The sequence below is a fragment of the Alkaliphilus hydrothermalis genome (assembly GCF_016908555.1).
Lineage (GTDB): Bacteria > Bacillota > Clostridia > Peptostreptococcales > Natronincolaceae > Alkaliphilus > Alkaliphilus hydrothermalis.
The window spans coordinates 1-26,191 of sequence record NZ_JAFBEE010000018.1; the positions used below are offsets into that span (position 1 = coordinate 1).

Annotated in this window: 25 protein-coding genes and 1 pseudogene; 7 read left to right on the forward strand and 19 right to left on the reverse strand. The window is 38.2% G+C overall.

Annotated features, from left to right (window positions below; all coding sequences use genetic code 11):
• Positions 1 to 116: 116 nt before the first annotated feature.
• Positions 117 to 992, reverse strand: coding sequence for an L-serine ammonia-lyase, iron-sulfur-dependent, subunit alpha (sdaAA, locus tag JOC73_RS11595; protein ID WP_204403397.1), 876 nt, complete (start codon positions 990 to 992; stop codon positions 117 to 119).
• 14 nt (positions 993 to 1,006) lie between these two features.
• Positions 1,007 to 1,675 (reverse strand): L-serine ammonia-lyase, iron-sulfur-dependent subunit beta, encoded by a 669-nt coding sequence (gene sdaAB / locus JOC73_RS11600; protein ID WP_204403398.1) that lies wholly within the window; start codon positions 1,673 to 1,675, stop codon positions 1,007 to 1,009.
• A 527-nt stretch (positions 1,676 to 2,202) separates the two neighbouring features.
• Here sdaAB and JOC73_RS11605 point away from each other — a divergent pair.
• On the forward strand, positions 2,203 to 2,439 hold the full coding sequence (locus tag JOC73_RS11605) for a hypothetical protein (RefSeq protein ID WP_204403399.1): 237 nt from the start codon (positions 2,203 to 2,205) through the stop codon (positions 2,437 to 2,439).
• A gap of 120 nt (positions 2,440 to 2,559) precedes the next feature.
• Here the strand turns inward: JOC73_RS11605 and JOC73_RS11610 are convergent, their stop codons facing one another.
• From JOC73_RS11610 to JOC73_RS11650, 9 genes and pseudogenes are all read right to left on the reverse strand, one after another.
• On the reverse strand, positions 2,560 to 4,305 hold the full coding sequence (locus JOC73_RS11610; RefSeq protein ID WP_204403401.1) for an NADH-dependent [FeFe] hydrogenase, group A6: 1,746 nt from the start codon (positions 4,303 to 4,305) through the stop codon (positions 2,560 to 2,562).
• A 35-nt stretch (positions 4,306 to 4,340) separates the two neighbouring features.
• Complete coding sequence (gene nuoF, locus JOC73_RS11615) at positions 4,341 to 6,014, reverse strand: NADH-quinone oxidoreductase subunit NuoF (RefSeq protein WP_204403503.1); 1,674 nt, start codon at positions 6,012 to 6,014, stop codon at positions 4,341 to 4,343.
• 44 nt (positions 6,015 to 6,058) lie between these two features.
• Positions 6,059 to 6,433, reverse strand: coding sequence for a (2Fe-2S) ferredoxin domain-containing protein (locus tag JOC73_RS11620; RefSeq protein WP_204403403.1), 375 nt, complete (start codon positions 6,431 to 6,433; stop codon positions 6,059 to 6,061).
• A 16-nt stretch (positions 6,434 to 6,449) separates the two neighbouring features.
• Positions 6,450 to 6,962: an NADH-quinone oxidoreductase subunit NuoE family protein gene (locus JOC73_RS11625; RefSeq protein ID WP_204403406.1), complete on the reverse strand. Its 513-nt coding sequence runs from the start codon at positions 6,960 to 6,962 to the stop codon at positions 6,450 to 6,452.
• Positions 6,963 to 7,166: 204 nt separating this feature from the next.
• Positions 7,167 to 10,460 (reverse strand): DEAD/DEAH box helicase, encoded by a 3,294-nt coding sequence (locus JOC73_RS11630; protein ID WP_204403408.1) that lies wholly within the window; start codon positions 10,458 to 10,460, stop codon positions 7,167 to 7,169.
• A gap of 269 nt (positions 10,461 to 10,729) precedes the next feature.
• A pseudogene (locus JOC73_RS11635) lies at positions 10,730 to 11,020 on the reverse strand (glutaredoxin family protein); the annotation flags it as partial.
• Between the two features lie 62 nt (positions 11,021 to 11,082).
• Positions 11,083 to 11,766 carry a helix-turn-helix domain-containing protein gene (locus JOC73_RS11640; protein ID WP_204403412.1) on the reverse strand — a complete coding sequence of 228 codons (684 nt, stop codon included), beginning with the start codon at positions 11,764 to 11,766 and terminating at the stop codon, positions 11,083 to 11,085.
• Between the two features lie 119 nt (positions 11,767 to 11,885).
• Positions 11,886 to 12,704 carry a YhfC family intramembrane metalloprotease gene (locus JOC73_RS11645; protein ID WP_204403414.1) on the reverse strand — a complete coding sequence of 273 codons (819 nt, stop codon included), beginning with the start codon at positions 12,702 to 12,704 and terminating at the stop codon, positions 11,886 to 11,888.
• A 144-nt stretch (positions 12,705 to 12,848) separates the two neighbouring features.
• Positions 12,849 to 13,088: an autorepressor SdpR family transcription factor gene (locus JOC73_RS11650; protein WP_204403416.1), complete on the reverse strand. Its 240-nt coding sequence runs from the start codon at positions 13,086 to 13,088 to the stop codon at positions 12,849 to 12,851.
• Between the two features lie 295 nt (positions 13,089 to 13,383).
• Here JOC73_RS11650 and JOC73_RS11655 point away from each other — a divergent pair, with 295 nt between their 5' ends.
• The 5 genes from JOC73_RS11655 (at position 13,384) to JOC73_RS11675 (ending at position 17,499) form a co-directional block, all read left to right on the forward strand.
• A complete protein-coding gene (locus JOC73_RS11655; protein WP_204403418.1) occupies positions 13,384 to 14,988 on the forward strand; it encodes a spore germination protein in 1,605 nt (534 codons plus the stop codon).
• Positions 14,989 to 14,990: 2 nt separating this feature from the next.
• Positions 14,991 to 15,503, forward strand: a complete 513-nt coding sequence (locus JOC73_RS11660) for a Ger(x)C family spore germination protein (RefSeq protein WP_204403420.1) — start codon at positions 14,991 to 14,993, stop codon at positions 15,501 to 15,503.
• Between the two features lie 138 nt (positions 15,504 to 15,641).
• The gene (locus tag JOC73_RS11665) at positions 15,642 to 16,175 is read left to right on the forward strand and encodes a Ger(x)C family spore germination C-terminal domain-containing protein (RefSeq protein WP_330613181.1); all 534 of its coding nucleotides are present in this window, start codon (positions 15,642 to 15,644) and stop codon (positions 16,173 to 16,175) included.
• 13 nt (positions 16,176 to 16,188) lie between these two features.
• The gene (locus tag JOC73_RS11670; RefSeq protein ID WP_204403423.1) at positions 16,189 to 16,398 is read left to right on the forward strand and encodes a hypothetical protein; all 210 of its coding nucleotides are present in this window, start codon (positions 16,189 to 16,191) and stop codon (positions 16,396 to 16,398) included.
• Positions 16,399 to 16,413: 15 nt separating this feature from the next.
• A complete protein-coding gene (locus JOC73_RS11675) occupies positions 16,414 to 17,499 on the forward strand; it encodes a GerAB/ArcD/ProY family transporter (protein WP_204403425.1) in 1,086 nt (361 codons plus the stop codon).
• Between the two features lie 139 nt (positions 17,500 to 17,638).
• On the opposite strand, the gene JOC73_RS11680 is transcribed toward JOC73_RS11675, so the two are convergent.
• The 8 genes from JOC73_RS11680 to nadD all read right to left on the reverse strand — a co-directional run bounded on the left by JOC73_RS11680 (position 17,639) and on the right by nadD (position 25,442).
• Positions 17,639 to 18,019 (reverse strand): RidA family protein, encoded by a 381-nt coding sequence (locus JOC73_RS11680; protein ID WP_204403427.1) that lies wholly within the window; start codon positions 18,017 to 18,019, stop codon positions 17,639 to 17,641.
• A 16-nt stretch (positions 18,020 to 18,035) separates the two neighbouring features.
• Entirely contained in the window at positions 18,036 to 18,683 is a 648-nt protein-coding gene (locus JOC73_RS11685; protein WP_204403429.1) for a helix-turn-helix transcriptional regulator, read from the reverse strand.
• Positions 18,684 to 18,703: 20 nt separating this feature from the next.
• The gene (gene leuS / locus JOC73_RS11690; RefSeq protein ID WP_204403432.1) at positions 18,704 to 21,172 is read right to left on the reverse strand and encodes a leucine--tRNA ligase; all 2,469 of its coding nucleotides are present in this window, start codon (positions 21,170 to 21,172) and stop codon (positions 18,704 to 18,706) included.
• 304 nt (positions 21,173 to 21,476) lie between these two features.
• Positions 21,477 to 21,845, reverse strand: coding sequence for a ribosome silencing factor (rsfS, locus tag JOC73_RS11695; RefSeq protein ID WP_204403434.1), 369 nt, complete (start codon positions 21,843 to 21,845; stop codon positions 21,477 to 21,479).
• A gap of 18 nt (positions 21,846 to 21,863) precedes the next feature.
• A complete protein-coding gene (locus JOC73_RS11700; protein WP_204403436.1) occupies positions 21,864 to 22,862 on the reverse strand; it encodes a calcium/sodium antiporter in 999 nt (332 codons plus the stop codon).
• 123 nt (positions 22,863 to 22,985) lie between these two features.
• Positions 22,986 to 24,197: an LCP family protein gene (locus JOC73_RS11705; RefSeq protein WP_204403438.1), complete on the reverse strand. Its 1,212-nt coding sequence runs from the start codon at positions 24,195 to 24,197 to the stop codon at positions 22,986 to 22,988.
• Positions 24,185 to 24,787, reverse strand: a complete 603-nt coding sequence (yqeK, locus tag JOC73_RS11710) for a bis(5'-nucleosyl)-tetraphosphatase (symmetrical) YqeK (RefSeq protein ID WP_204403441.1) — start codon at positions 24,785 to 24,787, stop codon at positions 24,185 to 24,187. The genes JOC73_RS11705 and yqeK overlap by 13 nt, the downstream gene beginning before the upstream one ends.
• 4 nt (positions 24,788 to 24,791) lie before the next feature.
• On the reverse strand, positions 24,792 to 25,442 hold the full coding sequence (gene nadD, locus JOC73_RS11715) for a nicotinate-nucleotide adenylyltransferase (RefSeq protein ID WP_204403443.1): 651 nt from the start codon (positions 25,440 to 25,442) through the stop codon (positions 24,792 to 24,794).
• 236 nt (positions 25,443 to 25,678) lie between these two features.
• Between nadD and JOC73_RS11720 the strand changes: the two genes are divergently transcribed.
• Complete coding sequence (locus JOC73_RS11720; protein ID WP_204403445.1) at positions 25,679 to 26,149, forward strand: hypothetical protein; 471 nt, start codon at positions 25,679 to 25,681, stop codon at positions 26,147 to 26,149.
• The last annotated feature ends 42 nt before the right edge of the window (positions 26,150 to 26,191 follow it).

Sequence of the window (26,191 nt, forward strand, 5' to 3'; positions counted from 1 at the left end):
CCAAGACTCGCTATGAGTGATTTGCTAAATCTTTCTCAGCGGGGTTCCCACCCACTATATGGTGCGCCCTTTGCTTGGCGCACGAACCGTCCCCCCTGACTTACGTCCCCCCTGACTTACTCCCCCAAAATCTCCCTCTTAATCCTCTGCCCTGTAGGTGTACCTGCTAGACCACCTATGGCACTTTCCCTCAATTCAAAGGGTAGACTTCGACCAACCCGATACATGGCTTGGACAACTTCATCAAAGGGGATGATACTCTTTACACCAGCAAGAGCCATTTCAGCGGAAATCAAAGCATTGGCCGCTCCGATGGCATTTCTTTTCTCACAGGGGGCCTCCACTAGTCCTGCGATTGGGTCACAAACCAGACCTAGGACATTCTTTAAACAAGCCGAAGCAGCATGGAGGGCCATTTCTGGATTTCCTCCCATCATTTCAACAACCGCAGCCGCCGCCATAGCAGCCGCAGAACCCGTCTCGGCTTGGCAACCTCCCTCTGCCCCTGCAACAGTGGCATTTTTTGAAATGATTAAACCGACTGCACTGGCGGTAATTAGTCCTTGAAGCAACACTTCATCATCAAGGTCAAATTCCTCCCCCACTGTAATAAGCGTGGCGGGTAAAATACCACTGGAGCCAGCAGTTGGAGCAGCTACGATTTTCCCCATGGCGGCATTCACCTCTAAGACAGCCATAGATCGACTGATAGCCTTACTCATTAAGGAACCACAAACAGATTTTTCCCTTTCGTTCCGTTCCTTAATTTTCTTGGCATCACCACCGATTAGTCCACCCACCGACTTCATATCCTCCGTAAGTCCCCTCTCGATGGCCTTTTTCATGATATCCAAGCTCACCCGTAGCTTATCCTTTATCTCTTCCTCCGTCAAACCAGAAACCTCCACCTCTTTTGCCAGCATGACTTCGTGGATTTTTTGATTATTTTCTTTACAACTCTCTATTAATTCTTGTCCGTTATTAAATGGCATAGTCTACCTCCGTGTTATTTAATCGTCACTAAAAATGCATTCACGATTTGATCCGTCTCTCTGATATGGGTCAATAAATCCGTATCAATAGAGCTATCCGTCTCGATAATCATAAAGGCTTTCTTTCCTTTACTATCACGATACACCTGCATAAAGGCAATATTCACATCATATTGTCCTAAGATGGAAGTTACTTTCCCTGTTACTCCTGGGGTATCATTGTGGGAGATAATGAGGGTTGGGTACTCTCCAGTGAACTCCAACTCTACTCCATCAATCTCGGTGATTTTAATATTGCCACCCCCGACAGATGAACCTAATACCGTCAACTTCACATCATTCCCCTTCACAATATCTATCCGTACTGTATTAGGATGTTCTTCCCCCAAGTCAGCTTCTTCAAATCGAAAGATCAATCCCTTTTCCTTTGCCAGTTGAAAGGAGTTTCTGATTCTTTCATCATCAGCCTCAAAGCCTAAAATCCCCCCCAATAGGGCTTTATCAGTACCATGCCCCTTGTAGGTCTTGGCAAAGGAACCATGAAGTCTAAAGACGACCTCCTTCACATCTCCCCTCGCCAGTTTATAGGCTACATAGCCCAACTTACAAGCCCCTGCCGTATGGGAGCTGGAGGGGCCAATCATATTTGGTCCTACAATATCAAAAATACTAAAATCCTGCATAAAAAATTCTACTCCTTTCGAGTATTCCACTCAATATATATGTAAAAAATCTAAATCAAAGGGTATTTAATAAGTATTTAACAAAATCCATCTCATACAAACAATTTATAAATATATCTAAGAAATAATGGTATCAAAACTGTGTTGAATTTACTAGTCCTTTTTTCAGGTTATCTATTATTTTTTCTTTAAGTATTATTGGTCTAATATAGGAAATTTATATGGAATCCTTAAAGATTGAGTGCTTAGGAGTTGATAACATAGCTTATTTGACATTTACATCGTAATGTTAATATTTAGGACAAAGCAAATTAGGCAGGTTCATGTTTTTTAAAGGACTTCTCATACTAGTATCGAATATAATATATTATGAAGAGGAAAACTAGGTTAATTATATTTGCAGTGGAATTAATACCCTTTTTCTCATATTAATACCATTAATTCCTTAGCCTAGTTAGTTTTTTGACAAAGGCATAGGCTATTTACCTAGGATAAATCCTAAATACAAAAGTTTAGGGGGGATCATTTTGAGTGGAGCAGAAATATTTATATCAGTCATATTTTTAATTCCTATATACGGTCTATTAATTTACAGTTATATCAATCCAGAAGAAAGTTATGACCTATTTGGTAAGAAAAGCATTATGGATGAAGACATTGAGTTAATTGAAGAAGAAATACAGTGGCTTAAACTAAGATCACTATTTTCAATAATTATATTAACTCTTGTAATAGTAATGATGATTTATAAAAGCACCTTATAAAAGAAAACTACGGCATCTAAACACCGTAGTTTTCTCTTTATCTTTTATTTTGTAGGCTTTTGTCTATATAATCTTATATTCCCAATATCATTTATGAGATGTTATCTACCAATCAGCAACCTAAATTCTTTCCTTAGGAGAATAACTAGTATGAAGCAAATGATGGGCCTTTTCCCCATAGGGCTCACCCATATAATCTTCATACATCTTCATAACTTCCTTATTATGGTGGGACTTTCTAACGGTCTTTCTTCTGTCTTCCTCGTAAATAGCCTGTTGACGTTTCTTCACAACCTCATCATTTCCATAATGATATGGTTGACCGCCTCCACCGATACAGCCCCCTGGACAAGCCATAATTTCGATGGCATGATATTTAGATTCACCACTTCTTACTTCCTCTAATAATTGACGGGCATTACCTAAACCGTTGGCAATTCCTATACGAATTTCTTGACCATTAATATCTACAGTAGCTTCCCTTAGCCCTTCGATACCTCTTAAAGCTGTGAATTCAACATCTTCTAAATCTTCCCCCGTCATCCAATCATGAACAGTTCTTACAGCAGCCTCGATTACTCCGCCAGTTGTACCAAAGATGATGGAAGCTCCAGTAGATTCTCCCAATGGATTGTCAAAATCTTCATCGGGTAATTTGTCAAAATCAATACCAGCTTCCTTCAACATGGCTCCAAATTCACGGGTAGTTATAACAATGTCTACATTATCATGGTCATCTATTGCCAACTCTGTTCTAGCTGCCTCTGCCTTCTTAGCGATACAAGGCATGATGGAAACCATCACAATATCAGCAGGATCAATATTATTTTTCTCAGCAAAGTATGTCTTTGTAAGGGTTCCCAGCATAATGTGGGGAGACTTACAAGTAGACGGTACATCTACTAAATCTGGGAATTGATGCTCGATAAAGCTTACCCACGCAGGACAACAGCTGGTCAACATAGGTAGTCTTCCGTTGTTTTCCAATCTATTCATTAATTCCTTTGCTTCTTCAATAATGGTAACGTCGGCACCATAATCTGTATCGAAAACCTGATCAAAGCCTAATCTTCTTAATGCCGCCGCCAGTTTACCTGTTACAATGGTTCCAGCCTCCATACCGAAGAGTTCCCCTAAAGCAACCCTGATGGCTGGGGCAGTTTGTACCACTACATATTTCTTAGGATTGTTTAAAGTTTCCCATACCTTTGGCACATGGTTAACCTCAGTCAAGGCCGCAGTTGGACAAACTGCAACACACTGACCACAGTAGGTGCAGGAGGTATCCACCATTGGTAGGTTAAAGGCTGGACCCACCACCGTCTCAAACCCTCTGTTTAGGGCAGATAGGATTCCACAGGTCTGCACCTCATTACAAGCCGTCTCACATCTTCTACAAAGAATACATTTACTTTGATACTTTACTAAGGCTTGGCTGGAGCTATCAATATGGAACTCGTTCATTGCTCCAGAGAAATTGATTTCTCTAACATTTAACTCGTGGGCTAAAGCCTGTAATTCACATTGAAGATTTTTAGGACAAATCAGACAGTCGGTTGGATGATTGGACAATAGTAATTCCACAGCCATTCTTCTTCCCTTGATCGCCCTTAATGTATCAGTACGGATCACCATTCCATCATTGATTGGTGTAGCACAGGCAGGAGCAAGATTCGGTCGCCCCTCCACCTCCACCATACATACACGGCAGGAAGCTGTTCTATTAACCATCTTAAGATCATGTAAATCCAAATGGCATAGGGTTGGGATTCTTACCCCTGCTTCAACAGCCGCGTTTAAGATTGTATATTCTCGAGGTACAGTTACCTCTTTTCCATTAATCGTTACTTTAACTTGTTCCTTCACAATTACACCCCTTATTAGGATTTTTTTCTATATTACTAATGTAGTTGTATTTCTTTCTCCTTCTGTTTTTGCTCTTTTAATTCCTGTTGCTTCATTTCTTTTTGCTTTCTCTTAATTCCTTTACAAACCCCTGCTGGACAGTTTTTATGAACAACATGCTCTATATATTCATCTCTAAAATATTTTAAAGTACTCAATACAGGGTTTGGAGATGTCTGTCCAAGACCACATAGAGAATTATCCTTAATATATTCACCAAGGCTTACTAATCTATCTAAATCCTCTAATGTTCCGTCGCCGTTAGTAATCTTCGTTAAAATCTCATGGAGTCTTTTGTTCCCAACACGGCAAGGCGTACATTTGCCACAGGATTCTTCCTCCGTGAATTCAAGATAGAACTTTGAAATATTCACCATACAGTCATCCTCATCCATTACAATCATTCCACCTGAGCCCATCATGGAACCAATGGACTTTAAGCTATCATAATCAATGGGGATATCTAGATCTTTTTCTGGGATACATCCACCAGATGGTCCTCCAGTTTGAACAGCCTTTAGCTTTTTACCACCTCTAATGCCACCACCGATTTCAAAAATAATATCCCTCAAGCTGATTCCCATAGGTACTTCAACTAATCCTACGTTATTAACCTTACCTGCTAAGGCAAATACCTTAGTCCCTTTACTCTTTTCCGTTCCAACACTACCAAACCATTCAGGTCCCTGTAGGATAATCGGTGGTACATTAGCAAAGGTCTCTACGTTATTTACACATGTAGGCTTGTTCCACAATCCACTTTCTGCTGGGAATGGTGGCTTTGCATTAGGCTCGCCTCTTCCCCCTTCAACAGAGTTGATTAAGGCTGTTTCCTCTCCACAAACAAAGGCTCCAGCGCCATACTTTAGCTCTACATCAAAGTTGAAATCTGTACCAAATAGGTTAGTTCCCAATAATCCTAATTCCCTAGCCTGATCGATTGCTACATTTAGACGATGAATTGCCAATGGATATTCGGCACGGATGTAGATATATCCCTTCTCAGCTCCAATGGCATAACCAGCTATTGCCATTGCCTCAAGAACACTATGGGGGTCACCTTCAAGGATACTACGGTCCATAAAGGCCCCTGGGTCACCCTCATCGGCATTACAGATGATGAACTTCAAGTCATTTTTATTTCGGTAGGTTAGCTCCCATTTGAAACCTGTTGGGAAACCGCCACCCCCTCTACCCCGAAGACCACTTTGCTTGACAAGTTCGATAACCTCTTCAGGCGTTTTTTCTGTCAAGCATGTTCCAAGGGCTAAGTAACCATCTACTGCGATATATTCTTCAATATCCTCTGGATTGATCAGCCCACAATTTCTAAGGGCGATTCTGTGTTGCTTTTTATAAAAGGGCATATCATGTTGCTTTTCTAATTTTTCTTCTTCATTTGGTTCTACATAAAGAAGATCCTCTACTTTTCTTCCCTTGATTACATGCTCCTCTACAATTCTTTTCGCATCCTTTGGCTTTACTTCCACATAGAAAATATCATCCGGCTGTACCTTTACGATTGGTCCCTTTTCACAGAAGCCAAAGCAACCTGTTTTTACTACTGTTACTTCTTCCTTATATCCATACTTGTCTAAAACAAGGTTTAACGCATTAACTAATTTATCACTGCCCTGGGATTCACATCCTGTGCCTCCACAGACCAACATATGTAAACGAGTATTTTTCACAATTTTCCCTCCAGATTACAGTTTTAATGAAAGGCGCTTCCAACAACTAAGTTCTTTACTACTTCACCATTTATAACGTGTTTTTCGATGATTTCCTTAACCTTATCAGGAGTCACCTTTCCATAAAGAACAGGTTTTTCATTTGGTCTACTTACCTGCACAATTGGTTCTGCGAAGCAATTTCCCTGGCAACCAACTTGAGAAACATAGACATTCTTTAGTTCCTTGTTACCTACTTCCTCAATTAAAGCCGTTAAGGTCTCCCTTGCCCCAGCACTGATGCCACAGGTTCCCATGCCAACTAGGATTTTAGTTTCTTCTCCTTCGCCGCCACCCCTAAGATTAATTTTCTTGCTTGCTCTTTCTCTAATGGCTTTTAATTCCTCTAAAGACTTCACTTAATCACCCCCATATTTATCTATACTTAGCTATAATTTTGTCAATCTCTTCTAGCTTTACCCTACCATACACTTGATCATCAACAATGATGACAGGGGCTAGACCACAGGCACCAATACATCGAACACCATTTAAGGTAAACTTACCATCTTCAGTGGTTTGTCCAGAGCCTACCCCTAGTTTTTCAGATAATGACTCCAATAAAGGTCCGCAACCTTTAACAAAACAAGCAGTTCCAGTACAAACATTGATTAGATACTCTCCACGGGGCTTATCATTGAAATAGTTGTAAAAGCTGACAACCCCATATACCTTTGCACCACTTACCCCCAATGCCCTAGCCACAAAAAGCTGTACATCCCTAGGTAAATATCCAAATATTTCCTGAGCTTTATGAAGTACTTGAATTAAAGTACCTTCTTTTTCAGGAAGCTCGTCAATATACTTCTTTAGTTTTTCGTATTTTTCATTCGGCAATTTCTTCTCTTGTTCATTTGGTTCCTGTAGGATTAAGGTTTCCTGCTCCATATTCCTCTTCCTTTCTATACTTTTATCCAGCTTATCCATTGGGATATCTAGTATATTGTCTAGTATAGACAAGGTATTTATGCATTAATCAATAAAAAAAATAAGAATTCAAGCAAAAAGAAACCCCAGCCATCGTCCCGCATAAACAGTACGGGAGAATACTGGGGTTTCGCCAGTGACGAAGGAGATGAGGCATTCAACAGCCTAGAGGTCGAATATTTGACGTATTTCCTGCTCCGTGAGTTTCGAGATTAACGTCTCCCCCGGTTGAATCACCGCATCTATCAGTTGTTTTTTCTTTTCCTGTAGGGCGATGATCTTTTCTTCTATCGTTCCTTTTGTAATCATTTTGATGACATGGACCACCTTCTCTTGTCCAATACGGTAGGCTCTATCGGTGGCTTGCTCCTCTACTGCTGGATTCCACCATGGGTCGTAGTGGATGACCATATCGGCGGAGGTTAGATTTAGTCCTGTTCCCCCTGCCTTTAGGGAAATTAGAAATATTTTTCCATCTCCTTCATTAAATTCCTTGATGATTTGTCCCCGTTCTCTTACATCGGTGGAGCCATCTAGATACTTATGATGAATCTTCTCCTTATCAAGATAGCTACTAATCATCTTTAACATTCCAGTAAACTGGGAGAAAATCAGTATCCTATGTCCATCCTCTAGACCCTCCTGTAGGATTTCCCCTAAGAGATCAAATTTCCCACTGTCCTTTGTATAATTTTCAAGGAATAGGGCTGGATGACAACAAATTTGTCTTAAACGGGTAAGCCCTGCCAGTATCTTGATGTGACTCTTTTGTAATCCACTAGTGTTCAGTTCTTCCTCTATTTCTCCCCTTATTTTTGAAAGGGTAGCCAAGTAGACCTTTTTCTGATCTTGGGTCAAGTCGGCATAGAAGGTTTGCATGATTTTTGGAGGTAGCTCCTGTAATACTTCCGTCTTCATTCTTCTTAAAATAAAGGGTTTTACGTACTTAGTTAGATTTCCATAGGCCTTTGGATCTTGGTCTTTGATAATGGGCTTTTCAAAGATGTCTCTGAATTGATTATATCCCCCAAGGTACTTTGGCAGGATGAAGTCAAAGATAGACCACAACTCCGTCAGGCTGTTCTCAATAGGGGTTCCTGTTAAGGCAAATCTGTTTTTTGATTTAATAGCCTTTACTGCCCTAGCGTTTTTTGAGGTGGGATTCTTGATATGTTGTGCTTCGTCCAATATATAATAGTTAAAGCTAAAGGATTGATATTTCTCCACATCCTTTTGTATTAATGGATAGGAGGTAATAATCAGATCATAATCTTCAACAATTGGGATTAATCTTTCCCTTTCTGTTGGTGTACCACTAATCACTAAAGTTTTTAATTCTGGGGCGAATTTTATCACTTCCTCCTGCCAGTTGGTCAATAGGGATGAAGGCACCACGACTAATGAAGGAGTTTTTACCCCCTCCTGCTTATCTGCTAGGATGGCACTAATCATTTGTAGGGTCTTTCCTAGACCCATATCGTCGGCTAGAATCCCCCCCAATCCCAAAGTGGATAGGGTCTTTATCCAATGGAATCCTTTTTTCTGATATCCCCTCATCAAAGGTTCTAGGGTATGGGGGATTTCAAAATTACAAGATTCTGGGTTCTTAATCTTTTGAATATATCCTTCAAAGGACTCATCCTTTTTAATAAAGCCCTCCTCTTCTATCATTTCCTCCAACAGCATACCTCGATACTTTGGAATCTTGATGGCACCATCTTCAAAATCCCCCTCCTGTAGGGATAATTGATGAAGGATCTCCCTTATAGGTAGGTTGGCTTGGGCATCCAGTTGCAGGATTGTGCCATCCTTTAGTCGATAATATTTCTTCTTCTTCTCCAATGCCTGTAGGACTGCCGCCACCTCTTCTTTTGAGATATCCTCCATTTCAAAGGTGATTTCTAGAAGATCATCCTCCCTTAAACGAATCCGCCCCATCATGGTAATACTCTCCCGAATCTTTAGTTTCTTAAAAGCCTCCGAATAATAAACCTCTGCCAGTTGATTTAAATCATTGATTCGATTCCGTACTAAATGATAGATTTGTTCATCATCCTCAAGATATACTTCAGATTTTTTTACCTTGAAATCCAGTTCTTCAAAGAAGTTAAGGATTTTTTCCTCAGTTCTTGTATCCCTTATCAGAATCTTATAACTTGAATTGATATTCTGCTCTTTATCGAAAGGATTAATTTCATATTTTCCATAATTAAAAACAATCTTCACCTTGACATTTTTACCATTGGTATCTAAGTAAACCTTCGGGACTAATTCTTCATTTTCTATAATTTCCTCCATCTCTTTGCTCATTTCAACCTTGCCAGTTTTTAGGATATTGGGAAAAACATTTCTAAAGAAGGAAGGTTGCAGATATTGGGGGATTAACAATCCCTTCCCATCCTGCTGTGTGATGGCCTTTAATAGAGGACTAATGAATTGTTGTTCCTGATGGGGAACTTTGATGATTCTATCCCCGGCAAAAAAATATTCTCCATCAGGTGTGATGGGGAACAATAGGTCACCCCCTGTAAATCTAAGCTTTAGCTCCTCTTGGTCTTTTTCCAATAAAATCTTCAGCGGTAAAGACTCTTCAACAATGGGTACGCCATCATACTTCTCTCCATTGATCTCTACATTTATAGTTCGCCCCTTCATCATTTTAAGCATTCGCTTTGTTCCCACAGGAGGCAAAGTTACGTGTTTTCCTTTAAATAAAGAGTCCTTTGTATTAAATAGATCCTCTGCTGCTACTACTTCATATTCCCTTAATTCTTGTAGAAAACTGAGAATACTAACGTCTTCTTCTGTAAACTGATTAATAACGGGGTCGAAGGTGAAATTCTTCCCGAACATTATTTTTCTCTTTGCCCCGATGGCATCAATAAAATCCTTTATATGTCTCACCCGATACAGCTTAGTTTCCCCAACCCTAAGGGCAAAATTAACGGTCCAAGGGCTGTATTTATCAAAGGGGTCCACCTCCAAAATGCAATCAACCCCCAATTCTAGAGATATGAATTTCTCAGCTTCACTGTTGAAGTAATCAATCACCTCGACAATTGCCCGATCATGGGCTCTAGCATTCAGTTTTGTGCTTGAATTTATATGATCAGTTATATTAATCATTTTTCCTTGTTTTGGCTTTTCCTTTACCTCTGGTGTTTTAGATTTATGCATTTTTTTTATGGTGAGGAGCATAGCAACAATATGCTTGCAGTAGGATCTATATCCTCCATAGGCAGGGCAGGTACATCTAGCATCAAGAAAATCTCGTTCTTCATCAAAATCCACGGAAACCTGATAGCTTTTGCTTCCAATTACAACCCCTATAAACTGGTTACTAACCGCATCAAACCTTAAGCTCTTGACTCGCCCCCCTCTAAAGTAATCTTCGCCTCTTTTGTAGATATGTCTGGCGGTGTCTTTCTCCCATTGCAATTCTTCATCCACATTAAACATACTTTATCCCTCTTTTATCGGTTATTTCTGTCTCTCTAATATTCTATTATATCACTATTTCCTGATAAGTATAAAGGCTAAACAGTAAAAATATGGAGATAAGAGCGTGTTATATATCCCCTATATGAGCCTATAACGTAAAAAAACTACTGCTTAAACATTGATGGAATCGCCTTCAAGCCTCCATTGGTTCAACAGTAGATTAGTTTGATCAGTTTTTTAGATTGCTTAGTCTAACTTTAAAATGTAATGGTTCTATTAATTATTTCTTATGTAGTCAAGACGGTTTTATCACTACAGTTTGGGCAAGTAATTTTAATCTTCCCTTTATTTTTAGGCACCCTCATCCTCGTACCACATTCCTTACAGCCCATGATGGTATAGTCCAATAGCGCATAAATTCTCTGAGTATCCAAACCCACCACCACTTCGTCACCAATTAAGAAGGCTGGTACTCCCCGAATCTGTCTACGGGAAAACTCCACCCTAGCCATATGGTCTGCATTGATATCTTTTTCTTCATAAAGAATACCACTCTTCGAAAGAAACTCTTTCGCAGGACGACAATGGGGTCACGATTTACTGGTAAACATAATTACCTTAACCATAGATTTTACCTCCTCTATAATTCAAACTCCACCTTGACACATTTACCGATTAACCTAATTTTATTCAAATCAGTCATTATAGGTTCTTCACCTTTTACACCAGTCCAGATCGTTACTTTTTTACTTGCTTCTTTTCTTAGCATGCGTAGCATTCTCTTTTGATTCATTTCAAACAAGTAAATACTATTATTATGTATTTCATTAGTCATACAAATCATAGCCACGTCATTCTTTTTGATACGTAGAGACTCCATCTGATTATCGCTTACTTGATAGAACACCAATTTTTCCCAATGGTAGCCATCAATTTTCTTACTTAAGACAGGTAGCTCCTTGTGGGCGACTATTTTGTTGCTACTCATATCATAAATAGGGAACTTTTTGATAATGTTTGCCAAAGCATCTGACCATTGCTCCGTAGGCTCAACTGGCTGGAAAACTTCTCTTTTTTCCACTTTAGGCTTGTCTTCCTTTACTCTTTCGGATTTTTCTTCTGGTACTTCCAACTGATTTACAATCTCAGCCTTTTCTCCCAATGCCTTTAGAATCTTCTCAGCTGCCTTTTCATTGATTACCTTTTTACCAGACTCTATTTGAATAATATAGTTTGCTGTTAAGCCACATTTTTTTGCCAGGTCCTTTTCAGACAATTTTGCCTTTTGTCTTGCTTCCTTTATCTTTAATGCGATACGATTCATGACCCTTCACCTCTATTTAATTAATATTATGTAATATCTATTATAGCAGGAGTTGCCTTTATTTCCAATAGCTTAGAAAGACTGCCTTTTTTGTGGCAGTCTTTCTTTATACTTGTTATTTATTTCATATCTGGCAAGTCATCAATTGTATCAATATCCTTTGGCAAATCATCAAATCTGTCTTTTACTTTAATCGTATATACCAAAGCCAACACTCCCACCACTGCTAATAATCCTTCCACAATCCATAGACTCCAACCCCAATCCACCATCACAATAACTGCTGCATTGACTCCAGTATGAATCAAGATGGCATAAAGTAGATATTTATAATCCTTTTTAATCACGGTCTGAATCACCAATAAAGATAAGGCGATATGAAGGCTGATGACAAAGATTCTTTCAATACCTCCTGTCAGGAACATAACTGGGGAGATATTAATCAGTTGCTCCTTGATGGTTTCCCCCATTCCCTCTGGCAGTGCTGCCCCAATGGTATTATCATAACTACCTGCATTGATCATTAGACTGTAAATAATATTATTAATATTAGTCAATCCCACCAGTAGTATCGCCTCTACACCTCCGTGACCAATACCAAAGGTAACTCCATTTTTCCAATCAAGACGATCCTTTAAAAGAAATCTAAATCCAAACAACCTACCAAATTCTTCAAATAAAGCAGCAGATAATCCTAGGAAAATTGCCAATACCCAAACATTTGAAGCGATTAACTCGTAGCCATCTGTCTTTGAAAACATTTGCAGTAGAGGAATTCTCGTCACTCCTTGAAAAAAGAAAAATATTAACCCTCCAATAAAAAATGATTTCACAGATGCCCTTCTTGCCTTACACATATAGATACACAACCCTATCGGCAAAAGAAACGCAATCATTAAAGAAACCACCATAGCTACAATTGAAGCATTACTTACCATAAAAATCTCCTCCCCTTTTATACTTTATATTAATATGTTTTTCATTGAAGCCAAAATACGATTTCTTCAGTTCTAAGCCTTAGTTTTTCTGTAAATAAACCATAGTGAGTAAATACACCTCCTACTATTTTTTATTGAAGAAATCTAAGAAGTTCCCGATGACATCCTTAAAACAGAAATATTGATGGAATAGATGACGAACTGCCCCTTTCTTTCGGATGTAATCAGCGCTGCATCCCTTAAAATTTCTAAATGTTTTGAAATAGATGGTTTTGACATATCAAATTGGTCTGAGATTTCCCCAGCACTCATATCCCCTTCCTTGAGTAATTTTAGAATAGATCGGCGGGTTTCATCACTTAAGGCCTTGAAAACTTTACTCATTAAGCTCCTCCATTTCATGATTATATAAGTAAGTTGATTGAATCAAATTATTTAGTATTTTAAAAGCATGAATTTAGTTAATTAACTAAATATGTAACTATTATAATACTTCTCTACATTAACAACAAGTAGTATTTGCTTAAAATTTTGGGTTCTACTGGTTTAAATAAATAAATCCTATTTTTTAGAACATTCTATAAAAAGTAATATTTTGGACTAGAAGTTAATTTCTATAATATTTAATAGTAAAATGAACAAACTATATCTAACTATCCTAATAGAATGGAGGCAGACAATGTTTGGCAAAGCCAGTAAGATTCTACAATATATGCGATTAAAGGTTCTTAACGATCAAACTCAGAAGGATAACACTCCTAGTATGACCGTTGAGACCACACCCATTCCAACCTCCATCACAAAGCTTTTAGAGAAATTAGAGGAGGCCTTCTCCCTATGTAGCGACTTTGTCTTGAGGGAAGTGGAATTAGCTGGCGATGTCCCCCTTAAAATACATATTGCCTACATAAATGGTTTAGTAAATAAGCAAATCATAAACGAAGAGATTTTAAAACCAATTATGTTGAATACAACCTTAGAATATAACGATAGAAAAGTCAGGAAACAGGATATAATTAGCCTTCTCAGTAAAAATTTGATTACCAACTCCAGTGTTGAAGAGGTTGAAGATTTTAATCAAAGCCTACATCATATTTTATGTGGCTATACGCTTATATACATAGATGGTCAAAGTAGAGCATTAAAAATCGAAACACAAGAATGGGAAACAAGAAACGTTATTGAACCCAATACCGAATCGGTTATACGGGGTCCCCGTGAAGGTTTTGTGGAGTCCATAGGCACCAACATTGTGTTGCTAAGAAGAAAAATAAAAAATTCAAAGCTAAAGTTTGAATCCTTTAATTTGGGTGAAAGAACAAATACGAATGTATCTATTTGTTATATAGAGGGGATTGCCCCAGTGGAAGTAATCAAGACAGTAAAGCGAAGACTCTCGAAGATTAAGATAGATGCTATTTTAGAGTCTGGATATATTGAACAATTTATTGAAGATGCCCCCCTTTCATTATTTGCAACTGTAGGGAATAGTGAAAAGCCCGATAAGGTGGCAGCTAAAATATTAGAGGGTAGAGTAGCCATCCTCTGTGACGGTACTCCCTTTGTCTTAACAGTCCCCAATCTGTTTATTGAGTCTCTCCAATCCAGTGAAGATTACTATACTAGAAGTTTTTTTGGTTCATTTAATCGTATATTAAGATTACTGGCTTTTTTGACTACAATATTTTTACCTGCCATTTATGTGGCCACTATTTTGCATCATTTAACAGTCATCCCCTTTGATCTACTGATTTCTGTATCAGCAGCAAGGGAGGGTGTACCCTTTTCACCTTTAATCGAAGGGCTTTTTATGGTGATTGTGTTTGAATTTTTAAGGGAGTCTGGAGTCAGAATGCCTAGACCCGTAGGTCAGACTGCAAGTATTGTCGGGGCATTAGTTATCGGAGAAGCCGCTGTTACAGCAGGTATTGTTAGTCCTATTATGGTTATTGTCATTGCCTTGACAGGTATTTGTAGTTTTATTATCCCCTCACTGGGGGATGTTCTGCCTATGCTTCGTATATTTTTTCTTCTAGGTGCCCATCAACTGGGTTATCTAGGGATATTGATCGTTCTTTTTGTGCTCATGATTCACCTATCCTCCATCCGTTCCTTTGGAGTACCCTACTTGTCTGTGCTAGCACCAACCGACATAAAAGATCTAAAGGATTCCATTATACGAACCCCCCTTTGGATGATGATTACCCGACCAGAGGCCTTCAATTTTGACCACAAGGAAGACAATCCTAGAATGTCTGAACAAATCATAAAGAAAGAGGATTAGATATGGGGAAAATTTGCAAAGGATTAACTTTAGTACTGCCTATTTTAATATGTATCGTGGCCACTACAGGCTGCTGGCAGGATCAAGACATTGAAAAAAGATCGCTGGTGGCTGCAGTAGGTGTAGATCGATTGCCAGACGATATGATTGAAATCACCCTTCAAATCGTAAAAACCGATGCTGCTTCTAAGTCCAGTGAAAATGGAACATCCCAAAACGCAGTATGGGTTTATTCCACCAAAGGAAAATCTGTTTTCGAAGCTGTTAGAAATCAACTAAAGTCCTTAAATAGAAAACCTTTTTTTGGACATAATCAATTAATCGTTATTGGAGATAACATGGCACAAAATGGTATTAAAGATATTATTGATGTATTTGAGAGGGATCCTGAAATCAAACTAACTCCCCTTGTGTTAATTGCTAAAGGAGCTACAGCTAAAACAATTCTACATGCCTCCAGTGAGCTGGAACCTGTGCCAATTGTTCACATAAAGGATATACTTGAAAACTTTTAGGGAAACCCCGTCATTCAACGGGTACAATTAATTGAATTTTTACAGCAGCTCAACAAAAAGGGCCATCAACTTACTGTTGGTGCAACAGAATGCATCAAGGACGTTGATACATCCAATTTAAACGTATTAGACTTAAAAATAGAAGGCGCTGCCGCCTTCAAAGGAGACAAATTAATCGGGTGGCTTACTCCAGAGCAAACTAATGGGCTTCACTATATAAACAATAAAATTAAGAGTGGTATAATTAATGTTCCTGCCCCCAATAGAAAGGATGCATACGTTACTATTGAAAGGATAAGAGGTCTAAATACAATTAAAATGGAGTTGGATGGTGAAGAAATCAAGATTACTATAAATGTAAAAGCAAGGGGTGCCCTAGCAGGACAGCAGATAGACATCGACCTAGCTAACCCTGACATGTTAGAGGTACTGGAGACAAAATGCGAGGAAGCCATTAAGGCAAAGATTAATGATACAGTGATGGTGGCACAAAAAGAGTTAGAAAGCGATATTTTAGGATTTGGTGAGGCTATTAGAAGGGATGAGTTATCGGTATGGAAGAAAATAGAAGCAGATTGGGAAGAGTTGTTCCCTTCTATTCCAGTAGAAATTAACGTTGTTTTTGAAATCCTTCGTACAGGATTAACTAGCAAACCATTGGAAATCCAATAAAGGAGGGGTTGTTTTGATTATAGGATTAACTATTGGCTATATATTAATGATGATTTTTGATATTCCCCTCATCATAAAGTCCAATAAAATAAAAAAAGTAATTATTCTTTATCTAACTATTTCATTATTGGGCTTTACCTTGAGCCTACTGCAAATTTTAGATAAGCAGCCCCTTAGCCCATCAAATCTTATCGCAAAAATTATAGATACTTTTGTAAAGTGAGGTGTAGTTAGTTATATGATAAAAAATCAACAGCTATCCTCCTATCAACTATGTCTAGCAATAGTTGCTTTTATCTTTGGAAGCGTTGCCATATTCTCTCCAGTTCTATCGGCACAACAGGACGCATGGCTTGCCCATGTGATTGGGTGGGGAGGGGGATTTCTTTTAATCAGCCTATATGCAGGGATAGCACTATTGAACCCCAACATGACACTAATAGATGTATTAAAAAGTCACTTTGGAGAGTACTTAGGTAGCATTATTGGACTCCTCTATGTTTGGTATGGTCTCCATATCGCTTCTTTAATCCTCCATAGCTTTTCAGAATTTATGGTATCGGTAAATTATACTGAGACCCCAACTGTCTTTATTGTCATTAGCGTTCTTATCCCAATTTTCTACGGCCTAAGGAAGGGGCTAGAGGTTTGTATCAGGGTGAACCAAATGTCAATGATTTTTTTAGTTGCTACACTTCTCTTAACGATTTTATTGAGTATACCTTTATTTGACCTAGGACATTTGCTACCTTTTTTAGAATTTGGATTTAAACCAATTTTAAAGGGAGGCCTCCACTTAACAGCCTTCCCCTTTGGAGAAACAGTTCTTCTATTGATGATTTTTCCCTGCTTAAAAAAGCAGAAGGATCTTTTAAAAATCTCTAATCTTGCTGTATTTATCGCAGGATTGCTTCTATTATTGAATCTATTGAAGGATTTGTTAATACTAGGGCCTGATATCATGTCCCGACATCTCTTCCCCACCTACATGAGTGTCTCTATGATTCCTCAGGCTGTACTTGAGCCAATTGTATCAGCCAACCTCTTGATCAGCTCTGGTTTTCAAGCTCTTCTTTGCATTTTCGCAGCTCTGGTGGGGATTGCTCAAATATTTGGGCTAGACGACTATAAGCCGTTGGTTTTACCAGTGGTTGCCTTTGTTGCCAGTTTGTCCTTCTGGGTTCATGAAAGCTATCCAGAAGCCTTTACATGGAGTGTAAAATATTGGACTATCTATTCTATACCCTTTCAATTAATCATTCCCGTCATTTTGTTTGGGTTGTCATTGATTAAGAAAAATAAGAAATGGACTGTAAATACGTAGTTTCCGATTATTGAAGTTCTTTGCCTAATTTCTCAACTTGGATAAAATAATTAACTTTTCTAATTAAAGAAACCACTCCGCAGGAGTGGTTTCTATATCTTAAACCATACATCATCTGGTATTTATATTTCTTTCCCCACTAATCCATTACCGCAATAGCTTCAATCTCAATCCTAACATCTCTAGGAAGTCTTGCAACCTCAACACAAGCTCTAGCTGGCTTGTTGTTAGTAAAGTAATTAGCGTATACCTCATTGATGGCTCCAAACTCATTCATATCCTTGATGAAGATGCCAACCTTAACAACATTGTCTAATGTCATGCCAGCTTCTTGCAGGATGGCTTTCACATTCTCTAGACATTGTTTCGTTTGATCTTTAATGTCTTGGGAAACTAGCTCCATTGTTTCTGGCACAAATGGAATTTGACCAGAAATATATAAAGTGTTTCCTGCCTTTACAGCTTGGGAATAGGGTCCAATAGCTGCTGGTGCATTTTTAGTGTTGATTGTTTCTCTCATTAATAATCTCCTCCTATTATCCGTTTACTCTTATTTCATCTAAATAATTATAGATGGTATATCGGGAAACACACAGAATCTTAGCAACATAATCTATTGCTCCCTTGATTAAAAAGGCCCCTTGTTCATCTAACTTCTTCACAATATTGACCTTTTCCTCCTTATTCATGTAAGCAACTGGCTTACCGTAGGTTTCCAAAGTTTCAGCTACAATATTCATTAATACATCATTTACATTATTTGTCGCAAATTCTCCGTTATTCATTTCAACCTTTGAATCCGTTTGAATAAGCTCCTCCAGAGATTTCTGAGCAACGACAAACTCTGATATGTCAATATTGATGCAGAGACAGCCGATAATCTGATCATTTTCGTCCCGAATGAACATTGTGGTGGATTTTAAGACTCTTCCATCGGAGCTTTTATTTTTGTAATTTAATATATTGTCAGCTTCATTTCCTTTACGAATAGCCTTTAATCCCACATCCAGCATAGGGCTTCCAACGGACCTACCTGTCACATGACCATTGCAAATGGCAACAATGGATTTTTTAGATTCTTTAATCTCATGCAATACCACTTCACAATTTTTCCCGAAGGTCTTAGCAAGCCCCTCCACCATAGGGATCATACCTTTTAAAATCGGATGCAAAGCTTTAGTCATTTTACCCCCCCTATATATCACTACTTCACTACTATATTTACCAACTTCTTAGGAACTGCAATGATCTTCACCACTGTTGCTCCACCAATAAGCCCCTGAATCTTCTCATTTTCCATTGCTAGTTTTTCTAGGTCTGCCTTAGAGATATCAGCAGGAATCACCATCTTATCCTTTACCTTACCATTGATCTGAATGACTACCTCGATTTCATCCTTTACAATCGCCTTTGGATCGTATTGAGGCCAGCTTAATTCATGAACACTACCTTCACCCATGATCATCGCCCAAAGCTCTTCTGTCATATGGGGAGCAAAAGGAGCTAATAATACGATAAGATTTGAGATACCTTCTTTATATAATTCACCATTGATGGCGTCCTTATTGTTTTCCTTGTATTTATAAAGATCATTTACCAACTCCATAATGGCACTGATGGCTGTATTGAAGTTGAATCGTCCCTCTACATCGTCTGTTACCCTCTTGATAGTATTGTGAATCATATATTTTAAGTTCTTATCTTCTTTAGATGTAGTCGTCACTACATTATCAAACATCTTATTTTCATGGGCTTCAATAGCCAATCTCCATACACGATTTAAGAAACGGAAACAACCTTCCACCCCTTGATCATTCCATTCTAAATCTCTTTCTGGTGGAGCAGCGAAAAGAACGAATAGTCTAGCTGTATCAGCACCGTACTTGCTGATGATTTCCTCTGGGCTGACAACATTCCCCTTAGACTTAGACATCTTAGCCCCATCCTTCAATACCATACCTTGAGTAAGAAGATTTTTAAAAGGCTCATCCACATCAATTAATTCTAAGTCTTTGATTACCTTAGTAAAGAATCTTGCATAAAGCAGGTGAAGAATCGCATGTTCTACCCCACCGATATATTGGTCAACAGGCAACCAGTAGTTACCAGACTCCCGATTAAAAGGTGCCTCTGTATTTTTAGGATCAGCATATCTTAAGAAATACCAAGATGAATCTACGAAGGTATCCATTGTATCTGTTTCCCTCTTACCCATTTTACCACACTCTGGACATGGTGCCTCCATAAAGGACTTACTGGTTGTCAGTGGAGAAAGACCTCTTCCAGTAAATTCTATATCTGTTGGTAGCTCTAATGGAAGGTCCTCATCCTTAACTGGTACTGCTCCACAATCATCACAGTAGATAATCGGAATAGGAGTACCCCAGTATCTTTGTCTTGAAAGCAACCAGTCCCTTAGACGATAGCTAATGGTCTTTTGACCTGCACCAGACTCTTCTATCTTCCCAGCTATTTTCCCATAGGCCTCTTGGTTGTTCAATCCGTCAAACTCTTGAGAGTTGATCATGATTCCGTCACCATCATAGGCTTCATTTTCCAGTGTCATTTCTCCTTCTAGGTCAGCAGGCTTGATAACTGGTAGAATCTTAATATCATATTTCTTAGCAAAGTCAAAGTCTCTTTGGTCGTGGGCTGGTACTGCCATGATGGCACCAGTTCCATAGTCTATCAATACATAGTTGGCGATATAGATTGGTACTCTTTCACCAGAAACAGGATTGATACAGTATTGACCTATGAAAAGACCTTCCTTTTCCATTTCAGTTGAAGTTCTTTCAATATCTGATAGATGTTGTAGCTTTTCAATTAGGGCGTTTACAGGGGCCTCATACTCTGTTCCTGCCACCATTTCAGCTACATAAGGATGCTCTGGTGCCAATACCATATAGGTTGCTCCATAGATGGTATCTGGTCTAGTTGTAAACACCTTCAGCTTCTTGTCGGTATTTTCGATAGGGAAGTCAATCTCTGCCCCTTCACTTTTACCAATCCAATTTTTTTGCATGATTTTAACCTTGTCTGGCCATCCATCTAGCTTTTCAATGTCCTGGAGTAAATCTTCTGCATAGTCGGTGATTTTGAAATACCATTGGTTTAACAGCTTTTTTCCAACCTTGCTATCACATCTTTCACAGTGTCCACCTACAACCTGTTCATTTGCAAGTACTGTCTCACAATCTGGACACCAGTTTACTCTTGATTCTTTTTTGTAGGCTAATCCTTTTTTATAGAATTGTAGAAAAAGCCATTGGGTCCACTTGTAGTAATCTGGGAAGCATGTAGCCACTTCTCTGTCCCAATCATAGCTTAATCCAAGTACGCTTAGTTGCTCCTTCATTTCTAGGATGTTTTCTCTAGTCCATTTGTCAGGGTGGATCCCATGCTTGATGGCAGCATTTTCAGCCGGTAAACCAAAGGCATCCCAACCCATTGGATGTAGAACATTAAAGCCCTGCATTTTTTTAAAACGAGCCACTACATCACCTATAGAGTAGTTTCTAACATGTCCCATATGAATTTTACCAGATGGATAAGGGAACATTTCTAAAACATAATATTTTGGTTGATCGTTTTCTACTGTCTTAAAGGCATCATTTGCTTGCCAGTGATTTTGCCATTTAGCTTCAATCTCTTTAAACTGATAATTTGACATTGCTTTCATCCTCCAATTTTTTCTATAAAATAAAAAACTCTCTAGTCATTTAGGGACGAGTAAAAACCCGCGGTACCACCCTAATTGACAGAAAGTCCTCTTTCACGGTTGATATAGGAACCCCTCCTATAAGTGTTTCATAAAGGCAAGTTCAACAGTTAGCCCTATCGGTTTGCACCCACCACCGACTCTCTAAAAAAGCTAAGAGTGTTTACTACTCCTTCCACTTTAAAGCTTTTAAATTGTATAGACAATAAAAACCCTCTAAAAATTGTTTTTATATATGTATCTAATTATTACTTCATTATATATTATTCTTTATAACATTGTCAACATCAATTATTTCAGCATCCTTCCAAATTTTTTCAAGGTTGTAGAATCCTCGATCTTCTTCAAAGAAAAGGTGTACAACAATATCTCCATAATCTAGTAGAATCCAGTTACCAGTCTGATGCCCTTCTTTATTTCTAAGCTTCATATCAAGCATTTCCATACGGTCTTCGATTTCATCAGCAATGGATTTGACTTGTCTAAGGGAGGTCGCACTGGCGATTATAAAGTAATCACAGATGGAGGAAATCTCACTGAGCTTTAATACTGCGATATCTTCCCCTAACTTATCATCGATCCCCTCAACAATTCTATAAACTGTTTCTAATGTTTTATTTTCCATATAACTCCTCCTATGTCTTTACATAAATAATCTTACCAAAGTAAATAAATATATGCAATATATACCGAAAATTCCAAAACCCAATCCTCGGCTTATTTTACCTGTTAAAAAACCACCTATTGTTATTATAACCATCATTAACAGGGTTATGGGTAAATCTAAGTATAAAGTCTGGGGAATGTTGAAAATTGTAGCCCCCATCATTATATTTTGATAGCTAATAACAATCCCTTCTGAAGCCAGCTTGGAGCATACCCCCAATACCATGACCATATTAAGAACATTGGCACCGATAATATTCCCCACCGAAATCCCCTGCTGCTTTTTCACCACTGCAGTGATGGCTGTTGTCAGTTCTGGCAATGAAGTCCCCAAGGCAATCAAGGTCAAACTAACCACCTGTTCAGGAATACCGATAATCCCAGCTAAAGCAACACCGTTATTCACCAGCAATCTAGCTCCTAGGGTAATAAAGATTGCCCCTAACACAAACCTCCCAATATAATGGAGGGAGTTGCTTCTGTCATACCCCATCCCTTGGAACTCATGATTTTTCTTCCCTCTGCCACTGAATTCCATAATGTTCATTGCTATATAAATACCGAATAGAATTAGAAAAACATTCCCTTCTCCCGATGAGATGATTCTATTAAACGCCAAGTAATACAAGACCCCACAGGTGAGCAGCATAAATGAACTTTTAACTGTAAAACTACGCCTTTGGATTTGTATAGGAGATAGAATTGCTGTCAGACCTAAAATCAAACCAATATTACATACCATAGACCCCACAACATTGCCTATGGCAACATCGTAAAATTCTTGATGGGTGGCAATGGATGAAACCAAAAGTTCCGGCAGTGTAGTGGCAATACTAACAATAGTGGCCCCAATCAAGACATTGGGAATCCCCGTTACTTTTGCCAACCATACTGCCGATACAACAAACCAGTCTCCGCCTTTAATAATAATAAACAAGCCCAAAGAAAATAGCAAAACTATCCCTAAAATTCCCATAAAATCCTCCTAGCAATTTATTAAATCAAAATCCAATCAAAATCAATCATCATTGTTTTAATTGTCTCATTGATATAAATATATTGATTAAGTAGAAATATATTCATGGGGAGACGTATATAATTACTTATCCAAGTCTTCTCCTATAATAACTCGGATCTCAGCACTAGCAACATCACCTTCATATTTAGTTACTTTTTTGATTCCTAAAAGTTTTGCTATCTCCTTCGCCTTTTTCTCAGCTTTACCACTATACTCGATAAAGGAAGTACTAACATCCGAAGTCGTATAGTTGCCTACCATAACTTCCTCCAATTGGATATTTGATGCTTCAATTTTCTCTTTGTAGGTAGAGGCTATTCCCGCTTTACCACATCCATTTAACACCTCAACAGTTGGTACATATTCTGCTTCATCTAATAGATGGGCATTTCTAATTTGCTTTAGTTGTTCTTCGTCCGGTAGATAATAGGAGATGCCATTAATATATTTAGAAGTTCCTGGTAATGTTAATCTTACAATATCTTCCCCTTGAAGCCCTACAGCCTTTGAGCCTAGTGAAACTAATTTTGTCTTAGGAATGTTGGTATTTACATTATCATAGAAAATATCAATCAGCTTTGGAATCTTAGTAATGACGGAGGGGGAAAGTACTTTATCCTTTAAGGCGCTAACAAACTGTTGTTGGGCTTCAATTCTTCCTAAGTCTTGATTTGCATACCCTTTTCTATAACGCATGAAATTAACTGCCTCTTGTCCATTGAGGGTTTGTAATCCCTTTTTAATGTTGATGCTCAATGGTGGGGTTGACCGTCTATCGGTGTATTGCATATCCATAGGGACATCCACCTCTACACCCCCCAATGCATCTACCACCTCTTCAACAGCTTTATAATTCACCCTTACATAATAGTCTATATCTATATTAAATAGTTTTTCCATCGTCTCCTCTAGAAGTTCCTCTTCTCCGTAAGCATGGGCATGGTTAATTTTTTCGTGATACCTTCTTCCGGGAATTTCTACTCTAGTATCCCTTGGAATTGATATTAATACGGGATTTTTCCCTGATGAATTCACACACAAAAGCATGATGGAGTCTGACCTTGTCCCCTTAATACTTTCCTTATCTGGGGCATCCACGCCAAAAACAAGGATATTTAAACGCTCATCCTTTACAAATGGATTTTTGAATAAAGTTTCTTCTCCATTAAACCCTCCAGCCTTAATTAAATTTGCAAAGGCCCCCCCTGCAAAAAACATAAGTACGATCAACAGAAGAAAAATGCTAAATCGTTTTGGGCTACCTATTACTCTCTTTTTATCTATTTTTGCCATAAGTCACCTCGTAGGTCTTTCACTTGTTGAAGGAGTTCATTCCTTCCGTGGATTGTATTTGGATGAAGGAGCTTTCCAATACTTAAAACATAATGGATCGTATTATTGAATGCCTGCAACACAGCCCTGTCTAAATTCTCCTCTGCCAACAGCCTGAGTTCATCTACCCCTTGGTAATTTCTCCCCACCTCGATAAAGTCTGCCAAATAAATAATTCTTTCAAGTTTTCCCATATTGGCTGCACCTGTTGTGTGATTTTCCACAGCCTTTAATATATTTTCATTGTGGATATTAAATTCCACCCTAGCAATATGGGCAGCAACCTTACCATGGAGTAACTGATATGCCTCCATTAGAACCTCATCCACCTCAAGTCCATGCTTTTTTATATAACCCTTTAATTGTTCCTCAGTAAAGTCCTTCGCATAATCATGAAGGAGGGCTGCAATCTCCGCTTCATGTAGATCTGCTCCATACTTTTCGGCTAAATAAACAGCCGCATCCACCACTCCTAAAGTATGAATATATCTCTTTTGATTAATTACTTCCTTCAACTTTTCCTTTATATGCTCTACTAGTTCCTTCTTCATGTCATCACTCCTCTTGTGAAAGATACAGTCCATGTTTTCTAATATATGCACCTATGCCCTCTGGTACTAGATACTTAATAGACTTTCCTTCATTTGTCCTTTTTCTAATATCTGTAGAAGAAATTTCAAGGTTTGGTATTTTAATCTTTAAAATCTCTGCGCCATATTGATTCTTTAAATAGAGAATTTTATCCTCCAGCTCTGTATTATTAAATCCTCCCCTGGTTACCACGGCGAATTTAATTAATTGAAACAGCTCCCGGTAACCCCGCCATAACTGAATATCCATCAAAACATCTGACCCTGTAATAAAGTAGAAGGATGCATTTTCAGGAAATTCTTTGTGTAGTTGGTGTATTGTGTCTATTGTATAAGATGGTCCCTCCCTCTGGATTTCCATAGGCGTAACAGTAAATTTTCCATTATCGATTGTGGCAATCTCCGTCATAATGAGCCGATGATAGGCTTCGGTAACTTGAACACCCAGTTTGTGGGGAGACCTTCTGTTTGGAATAAAAACAACCTCATCCAATTGAAGGTCCTCAAGTGCCATTTCTGCGATAAATAAATGACCATTGTGGATGGGATCAAAAGTCCCTCCTAAGATTCCTATTCTCTTGATTTGGCTAACTTCACCTTTTTTCAATATCTTCATATTTATACCTCTTTTTATCAGTGCTAGTTGCTATATTATACTATATTTCAATAAAGAATCAAATCGTATCAATTATATACTAAAATGACTTTTTTGTCGAACATTATCAATTAAACAGGATAAACATTGTTTCATGGGGCAAGATATCTATATAGCTAACAGAATATTTTTAATATACGGCACAACTTGTACTTAACAACTAGTAAAATCTATTATTAAGGAAGGTTGATGAGCAAATGATTGATGTTAACATTTATAATTGGTTGATAGGCTTTATTCTTCCTTGGATTGCGGGGATTTATTTATATAAAAGGAAAGCCTACATTATGTTACTTATTACACCTTTTGCCAGTATAGTATCCTATGTTTTCAATAGTTTTGGTTATTTTTATGGATTTTGGCATTCAACTCCTCTAAAATATGGTTCCCTCTCAACCCTGCCAATGAATATTGGCCTGTTCGGAATTTTGGGCTCTATCTATATTTATACGCTAGAACTAAAAGGAACACCAAGTTATTTAGTTCTTTTAACCTTTACTGGTGTCACTACCCTAATGGAGACTGTGTGGGTTTATCTTGGTTTTGTCGTCTATAAAAATAGTTGGAGTTTTGGACTAACGTTTCTTTCTTACCTTTTCGCCTACTTACTTGTGCATTGGTATTACTTGCTACTGAAAAAACACCATTTATTACCTAGTAAAATATAAAATGAAAGTAATTAATCTCTAAAATTATCAGAGATCAATTAC